Genomic DNA, 20998 nt, shown 5'->3' with positions numbered 1-20998 from the left:
GTTCGCGCTTGTTGGATTTTTCATACCATTTTCGCAAAAAATGTTCAACCGAAAACGAAAACGAATAAATATGAAAATAAACATTCGAAAAAGAAAAGTGGCCATGGTCGGCTTGGTGAAAAGAAAATCGGCCATTCCTCTATGCTCGACTCTTTTCATCCATTATCATTTTCCTGTTCGTTTGTGAGTGAGTCGGAGACCAGAATGCACATCAAGACAGATGAAGGGATCAGATCCGAACAATCGGGGCTGAACCAGCGCCAGACCCTGATTGTCGAGAAGGCACGGGCCGAGGGCTTCGTCAGCATTGATGATCTGGCCACGGACTACGACGTGACACCCCAGACCATTCGTCGCGACATCAAGCTTCTGTGTGATCAAGGCATCCTGCGCCGCTATCACGGCGGGGCAAGTCTGGTCTCCAACACGCGCAATGTCGACTACAGTCGTCGCCGCGAGTTGATGAAGAACCAGAAGGAGCACATCGGGCAAATGGTGGCGGAGCATATCCCCGATGGTGCATCGCTATTCCTGAACATCGGCACCACCGCCGAGGCCGTCGCCGCAGCCCTGATGGGGCACAAGAACCTGCGTGTCGTTACCAACAACATCAACGTCGCCTCGCTGCTCAGTCAGCGCGAGGATTTCGAAATCACCATTGCCGGGGGCCGGGTTCGCGCGCGCGATCTGGCGGTCGTGGGCGAAGCAACCATCGGCTTCATCAACCAGTTCAAGGTCGATTTCGGCATCGTTGGTATTTCGGGCATCGATGAGGATGGCACGCTGCTTGATTTCGACTACCGCGAGGTCCGGGTGGCTGAAGCCATCATGGAAAACTCCCGCACGGTCTATCTGGCGACCGATCACACGAAATTCGGGCGGCGCGCAATGGTCAAGCTGGGACATCTGGCGGATCTAGACGGTTTGTTCATTGACCAGATGCCGGACGCCCCCTATGCGGAACTGCTGGCCGATTCCAACATCGCCGTTCACGTCGCCAGTGATCGCTTTCCCGGGATTACCAAGATCGAGCCCGAGCTTGATGACGACATCTGACGCACCCGACCAACGCCTCTCCGGATAACTCTGTCGATCTAAAAAACACCCCCTCCCGATGTGGGAGAGGGCTGGTATCGTTCGGTCTTCAGCGCCGGATTACCGGCACCCTTTCTGCGGCACCATGCTGTTCTGACAGTTGGTGGGGCGCTTTGATGGGCGCTTGGACGGGCGCTTGATCGGGCGTTTGGGTGCCAGGCTTGGCCGTTTGACCGCGGGCTTCGGTGCCAGATGGGGACGCACCACTGGCTTCTTGGGCGCAAGACTTGGGCGTTGCGGCTTGATCACCGGGCGCTTGCAGTTCGGCTGATACTTGCCGATCCAGCCTTTGGGACAACGGGCGCGCCGCGGCTTGCAGTTTGGCCATTTGCCGATCATGCCCTTGCTGGTGCAAGTTGGTTTTGGCTTGATCACCGGGCGTTTGCAATTCGGCTGATACTTGCCGATCCAGCCTTTGGGGCAACGGGCGCGCCGCGGCTTGCAGTTCGGCCATTTGCCGATCATGCCTTTGCTGGCGCAAGATGGTCTTGGCTTGATCACCGGACGCTTGCAATTCGGCTGATACTTGCCGATCCAGCCTTTGGGGCAACGGGCCCGTTGCGGGCGGCAGTTTGGCCATTTTCCGACCAGCCCCTTGCTTGCGCAGGTTGGCGCGGGAATGATAATCGGGCGTTTACAATTGGGCTGATAGTCACCGATCCAGCCTTGCGGGCATGGCCGACGCGGCGGACGGCAATCGGGCCAGTCACCAACCATGCCATTGATGGCACAGGTCGCACGAAGCGGAACGGTTGCGCAATCCTTGTCATTGGCAGGATTGATGTCGCCATTGCCCCAATCACCGCCAAACAGCACGGCGAAGAAGGCATTGTTGACGTGGCCGGTCGGCGCAAGGCCATTGTCCAACTGGAATTGCTTGATTGCGGCTTTGGACATCGCACCGAGCACACCGTCAATTGGACCAACCGCATAGCCTGCCAGAGACAGGGCCTTCTGGATTTCAACATTGGTCAGCGGCACGGTCATCATCCATTTGATGCCCGCACAGTTGCGGATTCGTCTCTTCTTGCTTAGTGCTGGTGGCAGATGAACCTTCATGAACAGATCAACACTGTCGCCCGGTGCAAGGAACACTGGTGGATGGTAGCAATCCACCTTGACCCCCGCTGCCGAGCAGTTCCACGCTGGGTCGACACTGTCAAAGATGGTGCCAGCCGGAAGCTTGTCGGAGACATAAAGCGGCCCATTGAAGTCCGTTGACCCCACATTGGTGATCTCGATGATAAACGGACAGGATTGCCCAACCTTGCAGGCGCCGCCGGGATGCCGCTTGGTCAATTCCAGATCGAAGAAGTCGTCGGATGGCTGCCGCGGTGGTGGCGGTGGCGGTGGCGGCGGGAAGGACGGTTCGGCAAAATCGACAGGATCGCAGCGCTGCAGAACTTCGATATCGCCGATTTCACCCTGTTTGGCTGTGATGAAATCACTATCCGCATCGATCATATAGGAGGTGGTGGGCACAACGGCTGCTGCGGATGTGCCGCCGAACTGGCCAGTGGGTGAGGTGGCCGGGAACCCTTGCATGCCATCGACTTCGCTGAAGTCGCTGAAATCGCCAGTGGACGGATCAAAGCACGGAACGCCTGCCTTGCAGAGTTGATTGCCACTCGTCCAGATGAACGCATCAGGTTGGTTGGTATCGATAAGCCCGGTTGCGTCATAGCGATAGCCGAAGGTCACGCCGCCTGCTGTGTTGGCGCGAGCCTCTGGATCGGTTGCCCGCTTGGGATAGCCCACCTCGAAGGAGCCATCATAAGACCATTGGCCGGTGTCTTCGAGGGTGAAGCGGGACAGGCGGGATTCATTCTCATGGGTCGGTGGTGTCAACCCGCCAAGCCCAGTTGTCCGAATGCCGCCGCGCTCGGCAACCAGAAGACTGTCCGGTTTGCGACAGGCGGGAAAGGCAAGATCGGCGACCGCATGGCTGGGTCCCTTGCTGGCACTGTCGGTCGGATCGGTGAAGAACTCGGGAACCAGCGCCTCGCGCCGAATATCGCTCGAATCGAAGCTGCCATCGGGCATCAGGCCGATCGACCAGAGTGAATTCTGTTTCTCCGACGGACTGGCTGCAGCCCAAGCCGGATGACCAAAGCCCTGAGAGCCCCAGACAGAATAGAACAACCGGTTTGCCCCGGTCTGCACATCCTTGCGAACGGCGACACCAAAGACACGGCGCCGGAAATCGGCAAAGTTCCAGCACCCCGGCGTTTCGTCAAAGATGCCAAACGGGCAGGTGTCAACGAGCGCTGCTGTACCGGGATTGAAAGAGACGGGAGCAAGACCGGCCTCGCCCAGCTCTGTCTGATCAATGAAGTTGCTGCGGCCGGTTTCGCCATGATCGTAGCGTCCAAGTTCCATACCATCCTCAAGGGACAGACGGTGGATCTTGCCACTTTCCAGATCCGTGACGAAAAGCTGCCGGTTCTGGCTATCAATGGCGATGTTGCCAAGAGAGGCACCCGTGTTGGTTCGGCCTTCGAGATTGATATCGGTGAAGATTTCCGGTGTATAGCCGGTTTCGGCCCGCAGACGCCAGATGGTGCCCGGTCCGCCACCCGGCCCCCACATGCCATCTGCCCAGTCGCTGTTGTCTGCGGTTCGGAACAGGCCATAGGCCGAGCTGGCCGACAGATAGATGTCAGAGGTTTCCGGATCAAGGGCAATGCCGAAGACCTGCCCGACATCGGAGGCCAGAATGTCGAACCGGCTGATGATCGAGCCAAGCTTCTGTCCCATTGCCTCGGCGGCAGGCTGGCTGACATCATAGATCGATCCCACAACCCCTTGGGGATCGGGGGGGCAGGCCCATGCCATTGTCGACCAGACCGGAGAACCGCGTGAGGAAGCTTTCGCCGTTGGTCATCGGGCCGGACTGGGCCAACGAGGGGCTGAGACCAACGCTGATGTGAAGGGAAATTGTTGCCAGCAGAAGGGGGACCAGACGTGACTTCGTTCGTCTGAGCACCGGTTCCCGGCGGCGGGATGTTTGCGATACGAAAGAGAGCATCGTGCCACTCCTTGTTGGTGAAATTGATGTATGAAACGTCCTTCTGTCACCTACGTTGGTCGTCGCGAAGACGCGGATGGTTCTAATCCCGTCGCGTTTTTTGTCATCTCATGATCAACCGCACGCACCTTGCCTTCGCTTCTCTTCTCTACCATACCCCTAATCGGGCTCGATTTCACTTGGCCTGACGGACAAGGGATCAAGTTGCCTCAGGAACTGCTTTCGTGCGGTTTGGGAGCCGCAGGTCAGCGGGCAGGGCCATCAATTGCGGAGGAGGAGAAAAATGCGTCTTTCATCTGCCGTAAAAAAGCGATAAACAAAGCGCCAACAGGTCAAGGGCTGGATGCGCCCATATCTCGACGGAACGCTTGAGCAAGGCCAGCAAGCAACGGACTTAAGGACAGGCATGAACGCCGAACGCTTGCGCCAAAGATGGCGCCGATTTTTCTCAAATCCAGACACCTCGCGATATCTCGTCTATCGACTTCTGTCAGAGAATTTCCATCTCTACGCAAAGCGCTATGCCCTCGCCTTCTTCTTTATGGGGATTGTTGCCGCGACCACCGCGCTCAGCGCCTGGATCATGCGCGACATCGTCAATGAGATTTTCATTTCCAAGGACTTCAGCGAGGTTCTGCTTATTTCACTTGCGGTCACCGCGATCTTCATAACCAAAGGCTTCGCCACCTACGTGCAGGCCACCACCCTTGCCCGGATCGGCAATGCCAATGTCGCCAATCTGCAAAGAAAGCTCTATCGCCATTTCATGCAGCAGGGTGCCGATTTCTTTCAGGAATATCCGTCAAGCGAGCTGATCACGCGTATTTCGCACAATGCCGGTGCGGCGCGTGGCGTGATGGACATGATTGTCACCAGTCTGGGGCGTGATCTGCTCTCGCTCATCGGTCTTGTCGCTGTGATGGTCATACAGGATCCGGTGATGTCTCTGATCGCCCTGTTTGTTGCGCCACCCGCGATCTATTTCGTCTCGCGGCTGGTGCGCCGGGTCAAACGCATCGCCAAGGATCAGTTCGTATCGCTCACCCAGACCACCCAGACCATGCAGGAGAGTGCACAGGGATTTCGCATCATCCGCACCTTCGGCCTGGAAAGCGTGATGGCGAGCCGAATGGACTACGCCATCTCTGGCGTCGAGCAGCGTGCCAACAAGATCGCCACTCTGGGCGCCCGCACGAGCCCCCTGATGGAAACACTGGGCGGCTTCGCCATTGCTCTGGTCATTCTCTACAGCGGTTGGCGCACCATTGTTGGCGGTCAGACGCCGGGTGAGTTCATCTCTTTTTTGACGGCGCTGCTTCTGGCCTATGATCCAGCCAAGCGTTTGAGCCGTCTTCAGGTCGCGCTCGAAAGCGGCCTTGTCGGTGTGCGTCTGATGTATGAGATTCTCGATCGTCCGAGCCGGGTTGTCGAACGCCCGGATGCCTGTGAACTCGAGGTGACAGACGGCACCATCACTTTCGATGATGTCAGCTTCTCCTATGCACCCGACGAACCGGTCCTGACGGATCTGTCCTTTACCATCGCTGGCAACAAAACAACGGCGCTTGTCGGCCCGTCGGGCGGCGGCAAGTCGACCATCATGGCGCTTGTGCAGCGGTTTCACGATGTCTCCAAAGGGGCCGTGCGCATCAATGGCACGGACCTTCGGGATTGTTCGCTCGCCTCGCTCAACTCCCACATCGCGCTGGTGACTCAGGATACCATGCTGTTCTCCGGCTCGATCCGGGATAACATCCGCTTTGGCCGTCAGGATGCCAGCGACGAGCAGATCGAGGAAGCCGCCCGGAACGCCAACGCACATGAGTTCATCGCCAATTTGCCCAACGGTTATGACACCCCCATCGGCGAGAATGGCGCTTCGCTTTCAGGCGGACAGAAGCAGCGGCTGGCCATCGCCCGAGCCATGATCAAGGATGCCCCGATTGTTTTGCTTGACGAGGCAACGTCCGCGCTTGATTCTGAATCCGAGGCCAAGGTGCAGGCCGCGTTCGATCGTCTCAGCGAAGGACGCACGACCCTCGTGATCGCCCATCGGCTGTCAACGATCCGCAATGCAGACAAGATCTGTGTGATCAAGGGGGGCCGGGTGGCCGAAGAGGGGACCCACGCCGAGCTTAACAGCCAGAACGGGCTTTATGCCAATCTGGTCAAACTGCAATTTGAAACATAGAGACCGCCTCGCACCCTAGGTGCCGCCGGGAGATATCGTCTTTGCGCAAATCCGGATCTGCTTCAGCTTCGCTGCCCAAGGTGATCCGCCTTACTCACGAGAGCGGCCCCATTGACGTCAAGCTCAAGCACAATGCACGGGCACGTCGCCTGATCCTGCGGCTAGACTCGCGCTCCGGCGAGCCGGTCGCCACCTGTCCACCGGGCGTCAGCACACTCAAGATAGGACAGTTTCTCCAGAACCATGTGGACTGGCTGATCGAGAAACAGGGATTGCGGCAACCCAATGTGCCGTTTGAAGATGGCGCCATCATTCCCGTGCGCGACGTTCCCCACCGCCTTCAGCATGTGGGCCAGACGCGCGGCACGGTTCGTCTGCTTGAGCAGCATGGCGAGCATGTCCTGATGGTCAGCGGGCAGGGGCAGCATATGCAAAGGCGCGTCACCGACTGGCTGAAGAAGGAAGCCAAAGCGGACCTGACCGAAGCGGTTGATCGTCATGCGGACGCCATCGGCATCAAGCCTTCTTCCTTGCGCATCAAGGATACCACAAGCCGCTGGGGCTCATGCAGCTCGGCGCGCGAGCTGTCCTTCTCATGGCGCGTCATCATGGCACCGCCCTTCGTGCTGGATTATCTCGCTGCGCATGAAGTCGCGCACTTGCGCGAGATGAACCATTCCGCACGCTTCTGGGCACATGTCGAAGCGCTTTGCCCGGACTTCGAGGAAGGCAAGGCGTGGTTGCGCACGCACGGACGCCAGCTCCACACCTACGGTGTCGAATAGGGCAGCCCGTGCCTGACTAGAGCAATTCTCGGGAACACTCGTTCACGAGAATGCAATAACATACTGACAAATGGCGTTTAAATCTAAACCGGTGACCCGGTTTATCTTCAAAGCGCTCTAGTTTCCGAACAGCCGCGAGAAGAAGCCCTTGCGTTCCTTGGGCTCTGGCGCAGAGGCGGTCGGCGGCGTTTGATCCGCAGGCAACAGGTCGGGATTGATCCACGGGTTTTTCTCACCACCGAGGGTCCGGCGGGTCTCGGCCAATTGCTCAACGCTGACCCCGGGCAGTCCGGCAATCACCATGCCATTGTGCGCGCCGACCATATACTTTTTCCATGTTGCTGCCGGGATATTGCCGCCTGATGCATGTTTGGTCGGTGAGCCATCGTCATTGCCAAACCAGACATCGGTTACGAGGTTCGCCGTGTAGCCGACAAACCAGGCATCGCGGTAATTCTGCGTCGTGCCTGTTTTCCCGCCTGCAGGCCGTCCGGGCAATAGGGCTTTCTTGCCGGTGCCAGAGATCAGGGTCTCCTGCATCATGGAGTTCATCATCGACAAAATCTGCGGCTCGATCACGCGAGGGCCGGGCATGTTGGGTTTGAGGTAGAGAACCTCGCCATCCTTGTTGACGATCCGCTGAATGACATAGGGATTGGCTCGTATGCCACCGTTGGCAAAGGGCAGATAGGCGCCAACCATCTCGAGCGGTGAGACTTCCGCCGTTCCCAGAGCGATCGACAGATTGTCACTGAGCTTTGAATGGATGCCGAGCCGGTGCGCCACTTCGGCCACCTGCTGCGGGCCGACCTCGAAGGTCAACTGCGCCGCTATGGTGTTGATCGAAAGGGCCAGCGCCTTTCTCAGGGTGATCTGACCCACGTATTTTTTCGAGTAATTCTGGGGTGTCCAGCCGTTGTAGGAAATCGGCTCGTCAACGCGCAGGCTGTTGGGCTGGTTGCCGCGCTCCAGCGACGCCAGATAGACGAACGGCTTGAAGGAGCTGCCCGGCTGTCGCTTGGCATTGACCGCACGGTTGAACTGGCTTTCGCGATAGGATTTGCCACCAACCATTGCCCGCACAGCGCCGTCAGGCGTCGCCGAGACGAGTGCTCCCTGACTGACGCCATATTTCTTGCCCTGATCCTCGATGGCATCGGCGATTGCGGTTTCTGCAAGGGTCTGCATGCGCATGTCGATGGTGGTTTCGACGATCAGATCCTCTTTCATGTCCCCCACCAGATCGGGCACCTGCTCCATCACCCAGTCAGCGATATAATTGAGCGAACTGGCCCGATGGCGCGCCACGGTGTTGACCGATTGTGTCAGCGCCAGTTTTTGCTCTTCGGGCGTGATGAACCCTTCCCGCGCCATGGCCGCCAGGACCAGTTTGGCGCGCGCACGGGCTGCCTTCGGGTGCCGGTTGGGCGCCAAACGGGACGGGGCCTTCAAGAGCCCGGCAATGGTTGCAGCCTCCGACAGGGTCAGCATTGAGGCCGGCTTGTTGTAATAGGTTCGGGCCGCCGCATCGACCCCCGTTGCACCAGAGCCCAGATAGACCCGGTTGAGATACATCTCGAGGATTTCGTCCTTGCTGAACTTGGTTTCCAGCCAGATCGCGAGGATCAGCTCCTGCACCTTGCGCTCAATGGTGCGTTTGTGCTCGAGGAACAGGTTCTTGGCAAGCTGCTGGGACAGCGTCGAGCCACCCTGCGACAACCGCCCGCGAACGATGTTGGTTACCATGGCGCGTGTGAAGCCGATGGGATCAAAGCCGAAATGCGAATAGAAGCGATGGTCCTCGATGGCGACAACCGCATCGACGAGATAGGGCGGCAGCGAAGAGATGCGCACCTTCTGCCCGCCGGTTTCGCCCCGGTTGGCCACAAGCGCCCCATCAAGAGAGACGATCTGGATGTTGGGCGGACGATCAGGAATGCGCCAGTCGGTCGATCTTGGCAATTGAGCGCCATACCACAACAGGATGCAGCCCGCGATGATCCCGCCCCAAAGACCGGCGATCACCAGCCAGTAGACCAGCTCACGAACAACACGGAACATGCGCCCCAGAAGCGACCCGCTTTTGGGGCCCCGTTTGCGACCACCTTTCCTGCGACCGCCGTTGCCAGATCCATTGGAAGGCCCCTTGCCACGACCTCCGCCATTGCCTGATCCATTGCCGTTCTTTGCATTGCGGGCATTGGCAGGCGTGCGTTTTGCACCAGCGCCTTTCTTTGCGCCGGTCGGCTTTTTCGCCCGTCTCTTGGTCTGGGCAGGTTGGCTGCGGTCATCTTCGCTGAGGCGAATGTCGCCGGGAGCGCGGGATGGAGGGGTTTGACGCGGCATGGGCTGTCGGGTGGCTCTTTGGTTGGTGCTTTTACCGTGTGCCTTCGGGTTTGGGCTGCGGCAAAGGCATGGATCCTGATGGTTTCAGCGGGAGATTTGCCCCCACAATACGGCAAATTCGTGAGCGCCCCGCACTTTCAGGGAGCTGGGCAATGATTCGGCAAAAATATTAACCGCGCGATCCCAAAAAGCCCGTTAACATCCACATATCAGCGCCCGAGACGCATGAGATGCGACAGGCCATTAACCTAAACTGCCCGTACCGGCTCCCCTCTCACATCAATGTGATGTCGGAATAATATTTACAAATCAAATACTTGGATATTGCGTTAAGGTTAAATACGGATGGCGTGGGACTCGTGTGTCCATCGCGATCATAGTGGCACCGATGACTAAATTTGGAACGAAATTCCTAAGAAAAGGACGGAGCCGGGAAATGGCGCAACAGCCAGTAGCAAACAAGCAGCGAATCGAGTGGATTGACCTTGCCAAGGGCCTCACCATTTTGCTCGTGGTTATCATGCATTCTACCGGAGGGGTCGAGCTTCATTTCGACAGCGAAGGCTGGATGCATCACGTGCTCGCCTTTGCAACGCCTTTCCGGATGCCTGTGTTCTTTGCTGTTGCGGGGCTGTTCGCGGCCAACGCCATTTCCAAGGACTGGCGCACGTTCCTTGACAGCAAGTTTGTCCACTTCGCCTATTTCTATGTGATCTGGATGACGATCCAGTTCATCTTCAAGACGCCCTTCTTCATCCAGACATTGGGATCAGAGGGCACACTCTCCTACTATATCGCGTCCTTCGTCCAGCCTTTCGGTCTGCTCTGGTTCATCTATCTGTTGCCGATCTATTTTCTCGTGCTGCGTGTCACGAAGCCCGTACCAATGCTGGCGCAATTTGTCATCGCCATTGCCTGCAAGGCCTATCTCACGCACACCGGCATCAATGTCGTCGATTTCTTCTCGAAATATTACGTCTTCTTTCTGGCCGGGCATTTTGGGCGGGACCTGTGGTTCTCCCTCGCCGGAGCAGCAGACCGGAATCGATACACGGTGTTTGCGGGACTGTCGCTTTGGGCCGGTGTGAATGGCGCAGTCGTCTATCTCGGCTATGGTGACATCCTGCCGGTGACCATACTGATGGGCGTGTTGGGCTTCGTGGCGGTGATCGGTCTGATCGCGATAGTGCCCAAGAGCGGCCTTGCCGGAACCCCGGCGCACCTCCTGCGGTTCTGTGGCCAGCGGTCCCTGCCGATCTATCTGGGCTTTTTCCTGCCCATGGGCGTGTCCCGTCTTGCGCTCTCCCGCTTTACCGATGTGATCGATGTCGGCACCATCGCCTTTCTGGTATCCCTGACAGCGATTGCCGGTGCGATTGTGATGTTTGAAGCGGTCAAGCGCCTGAAGATCGGAACTTTTCTTTATGTGCGGCCCGAGTGGGCCCGGTTGAGACTGCGCCGTGTGGAAATGGTTCCAGCCGAATAAATCACTGCGGCCATCTGCCTAACCTCTCAAGCCCCCGTGCCGTCCGGCATGCGGGGCTTTTTGTTTTTGGTCTTTTCTTTCCCCCCGTCGTTGGCTAAGGTCTGAGCCAATCATGATCATGGTTTGTTCACATATCCGGTGAACAACCGGCAGAGCGACGAAGGACATCCAATGGCACAAAAACCGCATCTCTTTCTGGTTGACGGCTCGTCCTATATTTTCCGCGCCTACCACGCGCTGCCGCCGCTGACCCGCAAGAGCGATGGGCTACCGATCGGCGCGGTTTCCGGCTTTTGCAACATGCTCTGGAAGCTGATGCAGGAGGGCGACAACGGGCTCGCCGGGGTCACCCCCACCCACATGGCAGTGATTTTCGACGCCAAGGGCAAGACTTTCCGCAGCGATATCTATGAGCAATACAAGGCCCACCGGCCACCAGCACCGGAAGATCTTATCCCGCAGTTCGGCCTCATCCGCGATGCCGTCCGGGCCTTCAACATCGCCTGCATCGAGCTTGAAGGCTATGAGGCCGATGATATCATCGCCACCTATTCCGAGCGTGCGCTGGAAGCGGGTGCGGATGTCACCATCATCGGCTCGGACAAGGATCTGATGCAGCTCGTCCGGCCCGGCGTGCTGATGGTCGATACCATGAAGAACAAGGTGATTAACGAGGAGGAGGTGCTGGCCAAGTTCGGCGTCGCGCCTGACAAGGTGGTCGAGGTGCAATCGCTGGCGGGCGATTCGGTCGACAACATCCCCGGCGTGCCCGGCATTGGCATCAAGACCGCAGCCCAGCTGATCAATGATTATGGTGATCTGGAAACCCTGCTGGCCCAAGCCGACGGCATCAAACAGAAGAAGCGGCGCGAAAACCTCATCGAATTTGCCGATCAGGCTCGGATTTCCAAAGAGTTGGTCTATCTCAAGCGCGATGTGCCGCTGCCGCTCGGTATCGATGATCTGGTCTGCTGCGATCTGGACGGCGTCAAGATCGTCTCCTTTCTCAAGACGATGCAATTTACCTCGCTGACCCGCCGCGTTGCCGAGGCGACCGAGACCGAGGCGGATGTGGTCGAACCATGCGCGCTGGAAATCGTCGGCTGGGAAGCACCCGAAAAGGCCGAAAAGGCTGAAGACGCGGATGATGGTCTGAAAACACCGGCCCATCTGGCGGCCAAGATTGCCGCCGACGTGGCCGCTCTACCCATCGACCGGGACGCCTATCAGACCGTTACCACCACAGACGAGCTGCAAGTCTGGCTCGATGAGGCCAAGCGCATCGGCCATGTGTCTGTCGACACCGAGACCAACAGCCTTGATGCCATGCAGGCCAAACTGGTCGGCGTGTCGCTCGCGACCGAGCCGGGCAAGGCCTGTTACATCCCGCTCGATCACACAGTGGGTGACGGCGACATGTTCGGAGGTGGCCGCGCCGAGGGCCAGATTGCCTTTGATGATGCACTCGCCATGCTCAAATCCCTGCTCGAGGATCCCACCATCCTCAAGATCGGGCAGAATCTCAAATATGACACCCTGCTGCTCAGTCGCTACGACATCGATCTCGCGCCCTTTGATGACACCATGCTGCTATCCTATGCACTCGACGCGGGCAAGCATGGCCACGGCATGGATGAGCTGTCCGACCTCTGGCTCGGCCACCAGCCAATCCCCTTCAAGGAAGTGGCGGGTAGCGGCAAGAACCAACTCACCTTTGACAAGATCGCCATCGACAAGGCCACCGCCTATGCCGCCGAGGATGCCGACGTCACCCTGCGCCTCTGGATGGTGCTGAAGCCGCGCCTTGCTGCCGACCGGATGACCCGCGTCTATGAGCGCCTTGAGCGTCCATTGCTTCCTGTCCTGACCAAGATGGAGCGCCGCGGCATTTCGGTGGACCGCCAGATCCTGTCGCGCCTGTCCGGCACCTTTGCCCAAGGGATGGCCGCGCTGGAGGAGGAAATCCATACCCTCGCGGGCAAGCCTTTCAATATTGGCAGCCCCAAGCAGTTGGGCGATATCCTGTTTGGCGAACAGGGCCTGCCCGGTGGCAAGAAGACCAAGACCGGTGCCTGGTCGACCTCGGCTGGCGTACTCGAAGACCTCGCCGCCACGGGCCACGAACTGCCGCGCAAAGTCGTCGACTGGCGCCAGCTTTCCAAGCTCAAGAGCACCTACACCGACGCGCTGCCAACCTTCATCAATCCTGAGACAAAGCGGGTTCACACCTCCTATTCACTGGCGGCAACCAGCACGGGGCGGCTCTCATCGTCTGATCCGAACCTGCAGAACATTCCGGTTCGCACGCAGGAAGGGCGCAAAATCCGCACCGCCTTTGTCGCCACACCGGGCCAAAAACTGATCTCGGCCGACTATAGCCAGATCGAGTTGCGGGTGCTCGCCCATATCGCCGGGATCGAGCAACTGAAAAAAGCCTTCGAGGACGGACAGGACATTCATGCCATGACGGCGTCGGAAATGTTCAACGTGCCCATCGAGGGCATGGATTCGGCCACCCGCCGCCGCGCCAAGGCGATCAACTTCGGCATCATCTATGGCATCTCGGCCTTTGGTCTTGCCAACCAGCTTGGCATTTCGCGCACCGAGGCCAAGGAGTATATCGACACCTATTTCGAGCGCTTCCCCGGTATCCGCGACTATATGGAAGAGACCAAGAAACAGGCCCGCGAGCATGGCTATGTGGAAACCATCTTTGGCCGCAAGATCCACTATCCGGAGATCAATTCCAAAAATCCCAACATGAAGTCGTTCCAGGAGCGCGCCGCCATCAACGCCCCCATTCAGGGCTCGGCAGCCGACATCCTGCGCCGCGCCATGATCCGCATGGACGACGCGCTGGAAGCCTCAAAGCTCAGCGCCCAGATGCTGCTTCAGGTGCACGATGAATTGATTTTTGAAGTGCCCGAAGGCGAGGTTGAGGCAACGATCCCGCTGGTGCAGAAAATCATGATCGACGCCCCCATGCCAACGCTCCAGCTTTCGGTCCCCCTGAAAGTCGACGCCGAAGCCGCCGACAACTGGGACGAGGCGCATTGAGGGGGAATTATGGACGATAACCCTGTTGCCGAGCTATCCTGCCGATGATGCCTTTTACAATTATGTCTAGAGAAGAATGCTCTTTATAGTTTGCGGGAGCAATAAAATTTACTCTCCCGTCAGAAATCAATGTATGGATTTTGTCTAGATCTCTTGAATTCTTGCTCTCATCATAAACAGCTATTGAGTTACCTCCCTTATAGGTCAACATTTTCATAGTAGGAATGTCTGTATCTCCATCACCCAGAAAGACCATATGCTCAAAAGGAATAGGTCTTTCTGGTTCAGGAATGTAGCTATTTATGGTAGTATTGTCCCAGTGATTATTGATGCCTTTGTTGATGCGAAATAAATATTGTGTTTTCGTTGTGTAATTAATTCCTGCTCCGGGCCAAACAGCTTTCTCTGATTCATAAATAAACTTAGAGGCGAATATTTTAGTAAAGCAATCTCTTATTGAGCAGCCGTCAATCATTTCGTCGATTCCAGACGAAATAATATAGTGCTCTAAAGATAGGTTTAGTTTCTTCGCATGCTGATTAATTCTCTTGAACCAAGTTTTGTCGCTGAGACCTGGGAAAAGCTGGGCAGCCTGTCCATGATTACTTAGCATCGACTTTGTGAGAGGTTTGTTATTAGATGCCGACAGTTCGAGCATCAATTGCATATAGACCAATATTTCATCTGCATCGTTAGCTTTTGTGCGAGATTTAACTTCTGACCAAAACTCTTCTTTCGTTAGACCAACTTCCGGAATGAAACTGGTTTCTTGCAGGTTTCCCTTTGCCAAAGTTCCATCGAAATCATAAATAATCGCGCAGCGAGTTGAACTTGTCATTCCAAGTTTCCATTTTCCGTTTCCATTTGAATATTAGTATAGCACGTCTCCTGTTCAATTATTAGTTGCTTAACAGTTTTTGCTGCCGAGAGGCGTTGCAGTTGTTTCTAGCCAAATTTTTACCGCATTCGGGGGGCATAAAGCTGCCGGATCAACGGCAGCGGTCCGGGCTTCGGCCAAGTCAAATCCGAGCCAAGCCAAATCCGAGCCAGGCCAAGTCCGTGGTGGATGACCGACACCCGCTTTCAAGGCAACTGACCGACGTCAAAGACAGCAGCCCCTTGTGCCGATACGTCCATGGTCCAAAATCCGAACTGAGCATCAGCGGCTTGTATCCTCCGATGGGCTCCGATACCAGATCTCAGCTTGCAGACCCGCCTGCGACGCGATATTGAGGCACAATGAAACACCAAATCAGCATTCTATCCTCTTCCCTAATGCCCCTTTCCCGCCTGACACTGTCTCTTCTGGCCCTCTCACTCGTGTCCCTTGTGGCATTGAGCCAGTCAGTCGATGCTCGGGGGCTGCACAAGCGCGAGCTCGCCGCGCTTAAGGATATGGAGCCGTCCGAACAGCTCATCCAGCGCTGCGAGCTGGAAACGCTGGCCAAGCTCAACGCAGACCGCGTGGTTGCCTACACCTTCGAGCCGATGCACTATAAAGGCAATCATCTCGATGCGCCCGGGGCGGCTTATCGCAAGGCTGGTGTCTGGTATCGCCTGAGCTACAGCTGCACCACCAGCGCAGACCGCATGGAGATCGTCGAGTTCGATTTTAGCAAGGGCGACAAGATCCCAAGGAATGACTGGGGTAAGTACAATCTTTTCCCCTAAGGAAAAGCGCTTCAGGCTGTCTTTGCGGCTCGTAATATCAACAGAATTCTCAACAAGGGACGGGGCTTGTTAACCCTTCACATTTTTTTGCGTTGTAAAATGTAGCACGCTACATATATAGACAGGACGAAACGGTCCCCGCAAAACGAAGGCCGTTAATGAGGAGGGAGCCGATGCCCAATGAACGTGGTGAGCACGAAGAAAAAACAATCGGCTTCCTCCTCAAACAACTCAACGATGGCACGAAACAGATGGTGGATGCGAAATTGCAGCCTTTCGGGCTGACGATGACGCAAGCCCAGTTTCTGTATTTCCTGCGCACCCGCATGGGCAAGACAACGACGCCCAAGCATTTTGAGGAACACTTCGGGATTGCCCACCCGACCGTGGTTGGTGTCTTGAAACGTCTGGAGCAAAAGGAATTGATCGCGGCGATGCCCGACCCGGAAGACGGGCGACGCAAGATCATCACCCTCGCTCCCGCCGAGCAGCAGATACATCGTCAGGTGCAGGCCACCAGGCAAACCATAGAAGCCTGCCTGATCGACAAAATGACCCCCCAAGAGGTCGCGGATCTGAAGATCATGCTCGAGCGGTTGCTCGCCAATATACAGGATTAGGCTGACGTCGCAAAAACGGCGGCAAGCAAGAACAAGAGAATAACCAGCATGGATAATGACAACGAACAATTCGAAAGCATGTCGGTCCCGAAAGCCATTCTGAAGAATGCCATTCCGACCATTGTTGGCATGATTGTCATCCTGATCTACAACATTGCCGACACCTTCTTCGTTGGCCAGACCAATGACCCGATACAGGTCGCCGCCGTTTCGTTGGCGACCCCGGTGTTCTTGCTTTTCATGGCAACCGGTAACCTCATCGGCATTGGGGGCACGTCGGTCATTTCTCGTGCCTTTGGTGAGAAACGTCAAGCCTACGCCCAGCAGGTCAGCTCCTTTTGTTTTTATGCCTCATGGATCGTTGGCATCCTGTTCTCGCTTGTCTTCTTTGTCGAGATGTCGACCATTCTGTCAGCCATCGGCGTCAGCGAGGATACGATTGGACCGACACGGCAATATCTGTTGTATATCGCGCCCAGTGCGCCCTTTGTGATCATCTCGATTGCCTTTGGCAACATCGTTCGGGCCGAAGGCAAGGCCAAGCAGGCCATGATCGGCATGATGCTGGGCACCGCCCTCAACATCCTGCTCGATCCGATCTTTATCATCGGACTGGACATGGGCGTTGCCGGTGCTGCCGTTGCAACGCTGATCGGCAACATCGTCTCGGCGGGATACTTCCTCTCCATGTTTTCGCGTGGCCGCTTCAGGCTGTCCATTGCCTTCAAGGATTTCCGCATCAAGGGCGTTCTCTGGCCGGTTGTTGCCATCGGTGTGCCGGCGGCGCTCAACAATGTCATGATGAGCACGTCGGTCATCATTCTGAACAATGTGCTCACCGCATATGGCGATGTGGCCATCGCCGCCATGGGCATTGCATCCAAGGTGATGATGATCGCGGTCCTGTTGCAGATCGGTCTTGGTGCCGGCATCCAGCCGCTTCTGGGCTATAGCTTCGGGGCGGGCAATGCCCAGCGCTTTCGTTCGATCCTCAATGTTTCGATGGTCTATGCACTGGTGATGGGCAGCGTCCTGACACTGGTGACCTTTCTCAGCTCGGACCTTATCATCAGCGCCTTCATCGAAGACAAGAGCGTCGTCGATCAGGGCGTCCGCTTCGTGCATATCCTGCTCTTCTCCGGTCCCATTGTCGGTGTGATGTTTGTCTTCATCAACACGTTGCAGGCCATGGGAGCGGCACGGGAATCGCTGGTTCTTTCAATCAGCCGTCAGGGCTTTGTTTTCATCCCTATGCTGTTTGTGATGAATGCATGGTTTGGTCTGGATGGCGTGGTCTTTGCCCAGCCGACCGCCGATCTGGTATCGGTAATCATGGCGGTGTTTCTTGTCTATCCCTATCTCAAGAAATACCTGCCCCATGACAAGGAGACGGCCTCGCTGGAGCTGGGCGAGCAGCCAGCGCAGTGACATCGCGGCTGAACCGGCTTGGTTCTATCCCAGAACCAGAATGAGCACGCCGCAGACGATGAACAGGCATCCGGTGATCTCGAGCCGGTTTATGCTTTCCTTGAAGATGAAGACCGAGGACGCAAAAGAGAACAGCATTTCGATCTGGGCCAGTGCCTTGACGATCGCCGATTGTTGCAAGGTCATCGCCATGAACCAGCCAAAGGATGCGGTTGCACCGACAAAACCGGTCGCCAGCGACGGTTTCCATGCGCGTGCGATATTGCCGAACTGCTCTGGCTGTTTGAGCGCCATGTAACATCCCATTAAAAGCGTCTGAAAGCCCGTCGCGGCAACCAGCGTGAACCCGGCCTGCAGGATGAAGTCTGGCGAGGCCATGTCAGGTTCGAGAGACAGCGATGCGGCGCGAAACCCGGCCGCAGCGATGCCGAAGAAGGCCCCGGACCCGAGCCCGATGAGCGCGGTGCGCGAAAAGGTCGAAATGACAAGGCTGCGCCATGAGAAGGGCGTGCGGGCAACCGATATGAGCATCACCCCGAGCACAGCCATCACGATGGCAAGGATCGCCGTTGCCGAGATGGTTTCGGCAAAGACGATGAAGGCAAAGAGAGCCGCCTGCGCCGGTTCTGTGCGGCTGTAGGCCGTGCCCACCGCAAAGTTGCGGAAGGAAAACAGCATCACCAGCAACATCTGCCCGCCAATCTGTGCCAAAGCCGCGATGACCACCCAGAAGACGAAATCGCCGTTTGCTGAAGGGATGGCCGCACCCGTCAGCCAGGCATAGCCAAACAGATAGATAAGGGCGAAGGGAACACCAAACGCGAAGCGAATGAACGTCGCTCCGGTGGTGCTGAGCGTGCCCTTCAGGTGTTTTTGCAGCACAGAGCGGATATTCTGCAAAAACGCAGCAGAAATCGTGATGGCGATCCAAAGAGGCATTGTCTTCTTTCAGGGCAGGGGCGCCGCGTTTCTCACGGCGCTCTCGGGCCATTAACACGGTCTCACAAGAGAATCCAGCGTCTGGATGCGTTCAGACGTGCGGCCAGACAATCGGCGGGCATGTACGTTGGCCGGCGCCAGTCAGTCGCGCTTGGCGCTGTAATAGGTCAGGCCAAGCGTGATCGCATGGCGCAATTCGGTTTCTGGCAGTGGTTTGGTCGGGTCGAAATGGATGGCCCGTTTGCCCTCGAACTGCCAGTTGGCCGGAGGGGAGGCATCATAATGCTCCCTCAATTGTGCGATCAGCTTGCTTTGACAGGGCACATAAAGCGCAGCGCTTCTGCCATCTTTGGGCATCCCCAGCCGGATCGGGCACCCGGTCTTGGGGCGCGTGGCAAAGCTGGGTTGCCCCCATTTGACTTCTTCATGGATCGCACCGACATCGCTTCGCGCCCCGGCAATTTCATGGATCCAACGCCGAACCGTCAACAAGGCCATCCGTGCGGGATCGGGAAACGCTGCAAAAGCGGCCTCAACGTCCTTGCTCATCTTGTCAAGAGACTGCGTCATTGTACCTGTATCGCCATCTCGCTCATCACCATTTTACCGCCCGTGAAGCAGACCACATGATCTTGCGGCACTTCCTGCCAGCATTCAAGCTGCCTGTCGATGGGTTCGGAGACCAGAATGACGTCGCCATTGTCATAGCGGCGATAAAACAGCGACGGAGCCTGATGATCGCTTGAGCAGCGAAACCCGATCAGACGTTCGCCATCGGAGAGGCAGGAGGTGAAGCGCAAGGGGGTGGAGATGCCTTTCTCCGCCATGCCGTTAACGACCCGCCTGAGAACCTTGGCAAGAGCCTTTTTGGGGCAGGAGCGAAGATCCTCCTGCATGGCCAAAAGGAACAACAGCTCGGAATCTGTGGTGCCGGTCCGGTGCGCATAGTGGTCATCATCGAGCATGCTCTCAAGCAGCCGTCGCAAGGCGCCATACCCACCGACCTGGCCATTGTGCATGAACATCCATTGATCAAGTGCGAAGGGGTGGCAATTGGCGCGGCTGGTCTCTGTTCCGGTCGAGGCGCGGACGTGAGCGAAGAACAGGCGTGACTGGATCTGTGAGGCGAGGCTTTTGAGATTGCCATCATTCCACGCGGGCAAAATCTCGCGGTAAATGCCCGGCTCTGGCCGCGATCCGTACCATCCGATGCCAAAGCCGTCGCCGTTGGTTTCGGTCTTGCCCTGTTCGGCATGAAGACTTTGATGAATGAGCGAGTGCTCGGCTGTGGTGATGTAATGCTCCAGAAAAACCGGTTGCCCCTTGTATGCGATCCAGCGGCACATCTTGCTCTCCTGTCGGCAAAAGAAATTGGCTGAGCTTTTCAAATACACTGTTGTGCTTATTTGCGGCAAGGCGCAGGCACATGAGGAGCTCCCGAAGTGCACAAGTCATGGGCGGCGGTTTCGCTTTCGGCGGTGACTACCCGCTCAAAAGGGCGCGTTACGCTTTTGTTTTGGCATTAATGGCGGCAAACAGACCAAGCTTGCGTAAGATCATGTAGCGCATCCCCATAGATTGCTGGAACCGCCAGATTTTCTTCTGAATGACGAGCTTGAAGTCTTTCTTCAGCGGCTTGTTGAGCCGGTCCGATATGGTCGACTCGCATTCGTCGAGCCGTACGGGGAAAGGGCAAACCTCATAGAGATTGATGCGGTTGCGATACTGGTTGGCGAGGAGGCGGTCGATCGGTTCATCGATGATCGAGAGATTGGCGGCCAGCTTTTTGGCTGCGCCCGCCTTGACCAGATAGCACGCTGTTCCCGACGAGCAGCGCGGCGCAAACAGAATATCCCGTTGCTTGTGCTCGCCGAACTTCCAGGCATGTTGATAGGGCGCATAATGCCCGCTGAGCTTGACCAGCTCCATGTCGTCTGGATAGGCCGAGAGGCTATCGATCCAGTCGCTGAAGTCATCGGGCAGGATCGCGTCATCCTCTAGGACGATCCCGTAAGGGTGTCCGCCGTCAACGATGCGCTGAAGGGCAAGACGATGGCTCATCGCGCAGGCAATTTCACCCAGCGAGAGAACCCGGAGCATCCTTAAAGAGAAATGCCGTTTGATCGTCGGCTCCAGATCCTTGAAATCCACCGCGTCGAGAATTTGATAATCGATATTGAGATCAGACAGGCGTTTTGACATCGCTTGGCGACGGTCTTCTTGGCGCCACAAATTGATGACCTGAACGAAGGGGGGGCGGCTGGGGCATGTCTGGTTTCCAAAAATCCATCGAGCGATTGCTTTGCAATACAGAATTGCAAAGCAACAATCAATCCGCAAGGCCCATCCGCA

Annotated in this window: 16 protein-coding genes; 8 read left to right on the top strand and 8 right to left on the bottom strand. The window is 56.9% G+C overall.

Translation table 11 applies throughout. The features are described 5' to 3' along the window. The first annotated feature begins 204 nt into the window (after nucleotides 1-204). Nucleotides 205-1056 (top strand): DeoR/GlpR family DNA-binding transcription regulator, encoded by an 852-nt coding sequence (locus CPH65_RS01585; protein ID WP_096171841.1) that lies wholly within the window; start codon nucleotides 205-207, stop codon nucleotides 1054-1056. A gap of 99 nt (nucleotides 1057-1155) precedes the next feature. On the opposite strand, the gene CPH65_RS01580 is transcribed toward CPH65_RS01585, so the two are convergent. Together CPH65_RS01580 and CPH65_RS23690 are read right to left on the bottom strand one after the other, a co-directional pair. Continuing rightward, nucleotides 1156-3894 carry a peptidoglycan-binding protein gene (locus tag CPH65_RS01580; RefSeq protein ID WP_172891434.1) on the bottom strand — a complete coding sequence of 913 codons (2739 nt, stop codon included), beginning with the start codon at nucleotides 3892-3894 and terminating at the stop codon, nucleotides 1156-1158. Then, on the bottom strand, nucleotides 3878-4123 hold the full coding sequence (locus CPH65_RS23690) for a hypothetical protein (protein ID WP_157747446.1): 246 nt from the start codon (nucleotides 4121-4123) through the stop codon (nucleotides 3878-3880). Before CPH65_RS23690 ends, CPH65_RS01580 begins: the two co-directional genes overlap by 17 nt. Nucleotides 4124-4529: 406 nt before the next feature. On the opposite strand from CPH65_RS23690, the gene CPH65_RS01575 reads away from it, so the two are divergent. Together CPH65_RS01575 and CPH65_RS01570 are read left to right on the top strand one after the other, a co-directional pair. After that, a complete protein-coding gene (locus CPH65_RS01575) occupies nucleotides 4530-6314 on the top strand; it encodes an ABC transporter ATP-binding protein (protein ID WP_096171839.1) in 1785 nt (594 codons plus the stop codon). 41 nt (nucleotides 6315-6355) lie between these two features. Continuing rightward, the gene (locus tag CPH65_RS01570) at nucleotides 6356-7099 is read left to right on the top strand and encodes a M48 family metallopeptidase (RefSeq protein WP_157747445.1); all 744 of its coding nucleotides are present in this window, start codon (nucleotides 6356-6358) and stop codon (nucleotides 7097-7099) included. A 117-nt stretch (nucleotides 7100-7216) separates the two neighbouring features. Here CPH65_RS01570 and CPH65_RS01565 read toward each other — a convergent pair whose 3' ends face one another. Next, complete coding sequence (locus tag CPH65_RS01565) at nucleotides 7217-9445, bottom strand: transglycosylase domain-containing protein (protein WP_096171837.1); 2229 nt, start codon at nucleotides 9443-9445, stop codon at nucleotides 7217-7219. 436 nt (nucleotides 9446-9881) lie between these two features. Between CPH65_RS01565 and CPH65_RS01560 the strand changes: the two genes are divergently transcribed. Then, nucleotides 9882-10931: an acyltransferase family protein gene (locus tag CPH65_RS01560; protein ID WP_157747444.1), complete on the top strand. Its 1050-nt coding sequence runs from the start codon at nucleotides 9882-9884 to the stop codon at nucleotides 10929-10931. 171 nt (nucleotides 10932-11102) lie between these two features. Further along, a complete protein-coding gene (gene polA / locus CPH65_RS01555) occupies nucleotides 11103-13988 on the top strand; it encodes a DNA polymerase I (protein ID WP_096171835.1) in 2886 nt (961 codons plus the stop codon). 7 nt (nucleotides 13989-13995) lie between these two features. On the opposite strand, the gene CPH65_RS01550 is transcribed toward polA, so the two are convergent. Next, a complete protein-coding gene (locus CPH65_RS01550; protein ID WP_096171834.1) occupies nucleotides 13996-14826 on the bottom strand; it encodes an HAD family hydrolase in 831 nt (276 codons plus the stop codon). A 437-nt stretch (nucleotides 14827-15263) separates the two neighbouring features. Between CPH65_RS01550 and CPH65_RS01545 the strand changes: the two genes are divergently transcribed. The 3 genes from CPH65_RS01545 (at nucleotide 15264) to CPH65_RS01535 (ending at nucleotide 17707) form a co-directional block, all read left to right on the top strand. Continuing rightward, nucleotides 15264-15659, top strand: coding sequence for a DUF930 domain-containing protein (locus CPH65_RS01545; protein WP_157747443.1), 396 nt, complete (start codon nucleotides 15264-15266; stop codon nucleotides 15657-15659). A gap of 173 nt (nucleotides 15660-15832) precedes the next feature. Beyond that, nucleotides 15833-16279 carry a MarR family winged helix-turn-helix transcriptional regulator gene (locus tag CPH65_RS01540; protein WP_157747442.1) on the top strand — a complete coding sequence of 149 codons (447 nt, stop codon included), beginning with the start codon at nucleotides 15833-15835 and terminating at the stop codon, nucleotides 16277-16279. Nucleotides 16280-16327: 48 nt separating this feature from the next. Further along, nucleotides 16328-17707: an MATE family efflux transporter gene (locus CPH65_RS01535; protein WP_096171831.1), complete on the top strand. Its 1380-nt coding sequence runs from the start codon at nucleotides 16328-16330 to the stop codon at nucleotides 17705-17707. 24 nt (nucleotides 17708-17731) lie between these two features. On the opposite strand, the gene CPH65_RS01530 is transcribed toward CPH65_RS01535, so the two are convergent. The 4 genes from CPH65_RS01530 to CPH65_RS01515 all read right to left on the bottom strand — a co-directional run bounded on the left by CPH65_RS01530 (nucleotide 17732) and on the right by CPH65_RS01515 (nucleotide 20878). Next, on the bottom strand, nucleotides 17732-18646 hold the full coding sequence (locus CPH65_RS01530; protein WP_096171830.1) for a DMT family transporter: 915 nt from the start codon (nucleotides 18644-18646) through the stop codon (nucleotides 17732-17734). Between the two features lie 141 nt (nucleotides 18647-18787). After that, the gene (locus CPH65_RS01525; protein ID WP_096171829.1) at nucleotides 18788-19216 is read right to left on the bottom strand and encodes a DUF1801 domain-containing protein; all 429 of its coding nucleotides are present in this window, start codon (nucleotides 19214-19216) and stop codon (nucleotides 18788-18790) included. Next, the gene (locus CPH65_RS01520; protein WP_096171828.1) at nucleotides 19213-19992 is read right to left on the bottom strand and encodes a class II glutamine amidotransferase; all 780 of its coding nucleotides are present in this window, start codon (nucleotides 19990-19992) and stop codon (nucleotides 19213-19215) included. The genes CPH65_RS01525 and CPH65_RS01520 overlap by 4 nt, the downstream gene beginning before the upstream one ends. A gap of 157 nt (nucleotides 19993-20149) precedes the next feature. Next, nucleotides 20150-20878 (bottom strand): glycosyltransferase family 25 protein, encoded by a 729-nt coding sequence (locus tag CPH65_RS01515; protein ID WP_256385207.1) that lies wholly within the window; start codon nucleotides 20876-20878, stop codon nucleotides 20150-20152. Between the last annotated feature and the right edge of the window lie 120 nt (nucleotides 20879-20998).

Source organism: Cohaesibacter sp. ES.047, assembly GCF_900215505.1.
Taxonomy (GTDB): Bacteria; Pseudomonadota; Alphaproteobacteria; order Rhizobiales; family Cohaesibacteraceae; genus Cohaesibacter.
Note: the sequence above shows the minus strand (reverse complement) of the source record. Positions and strands in the feature narration are given on the sequence as shown.

Coding starts and splice junctions, on each gene's coding strand:
- CPH65_RS01585 (WP_096171841.1), top strand. CDS start 205: ATGCACATCAAGACAGATGAAGGGATCAGATCCGAACAATCGGGGCTG.
- CPH65_RS23690 (WP_157747446.1), bottom strand. CDS start 4,123: ATGCTCTCTTTCGTATCGCAAACATCCCGCCGCCGGGAACCGGTGCTC.
- CPH65_RS01575 (WP_096171839.1), top strand. CDS start 4,530: ATGAACGCCGAACGCTTGCGCCAAAGATGGCGCCGATTTTTCTCAAAT.
- CPH65_RS01565 (WP_096171837.1), bottom strand. CDS start 9,445: ATGCCGCGTCAAACCCCTCCATCCCGCGCTCCCGGCGACATTCGCCTC.
- CPH65_RS01560 (WP_157747444.1), top strand. CDS start 9,882: ATGGCGCAACAGCCAGTAGCAAACAAGCAGCGAATCGAGTGGATTGAC.
- polA (WP_096171835.1), top strand. CDS start 11,103: ATGGCACAAAAACCGCATCTCTTTCTGGTTGACGGCTCGTCCTATATT.
- CPH65_RS01550 (WP_096171834.1), bottom strand. CDS start 14,826: ATGACAAGTTCAACTCGCTGCGCGATTATTTATGATTTCGATGGAACT.
- CPH65_RS01545 (WP_157747443.1), top strand. CDS start 15,264: ATGCCCCTTTCCCGCCTGACACTGTCTCTTCTGGCCCTCTCACTCGTG.
- CPH65_RS01540 (WP_157747442.1), top strand. CDS start 15,833: ATGCCCAATGAACGTGGTGAGCACGAAGAAAAAACAATCGGCTTCCTC.
- CPH65_RS01535 (WP_096171831.1), top strand. CDS start 16,328: ATGGATAATGACAACGAACAATTCGAAAGCATGTCGGTCCCGAAAGCC.
- CPH65_RS01530 (WP_096171830.1), bottom strand. CDS start 18,646: ATGCCTCTTTGGATCGCCATCACGATTTCTGCTGCGTTTTTGCAGAAT.
- CPH65_RS01525 (WP_096171829.1), bottom strand. CDS start 19,216: ATGACGCAGTCTCTTGACAAGATGAGCAAGGACGTTGAGGCCGCTTTT.
- CPH65_RS01520 (WP_096171828.1), bottom strand. CDS start 19,992: ATGTGCCGCTGGATCGCATACAAGGGGCAACCGGTTTTTCTGGAGCAT.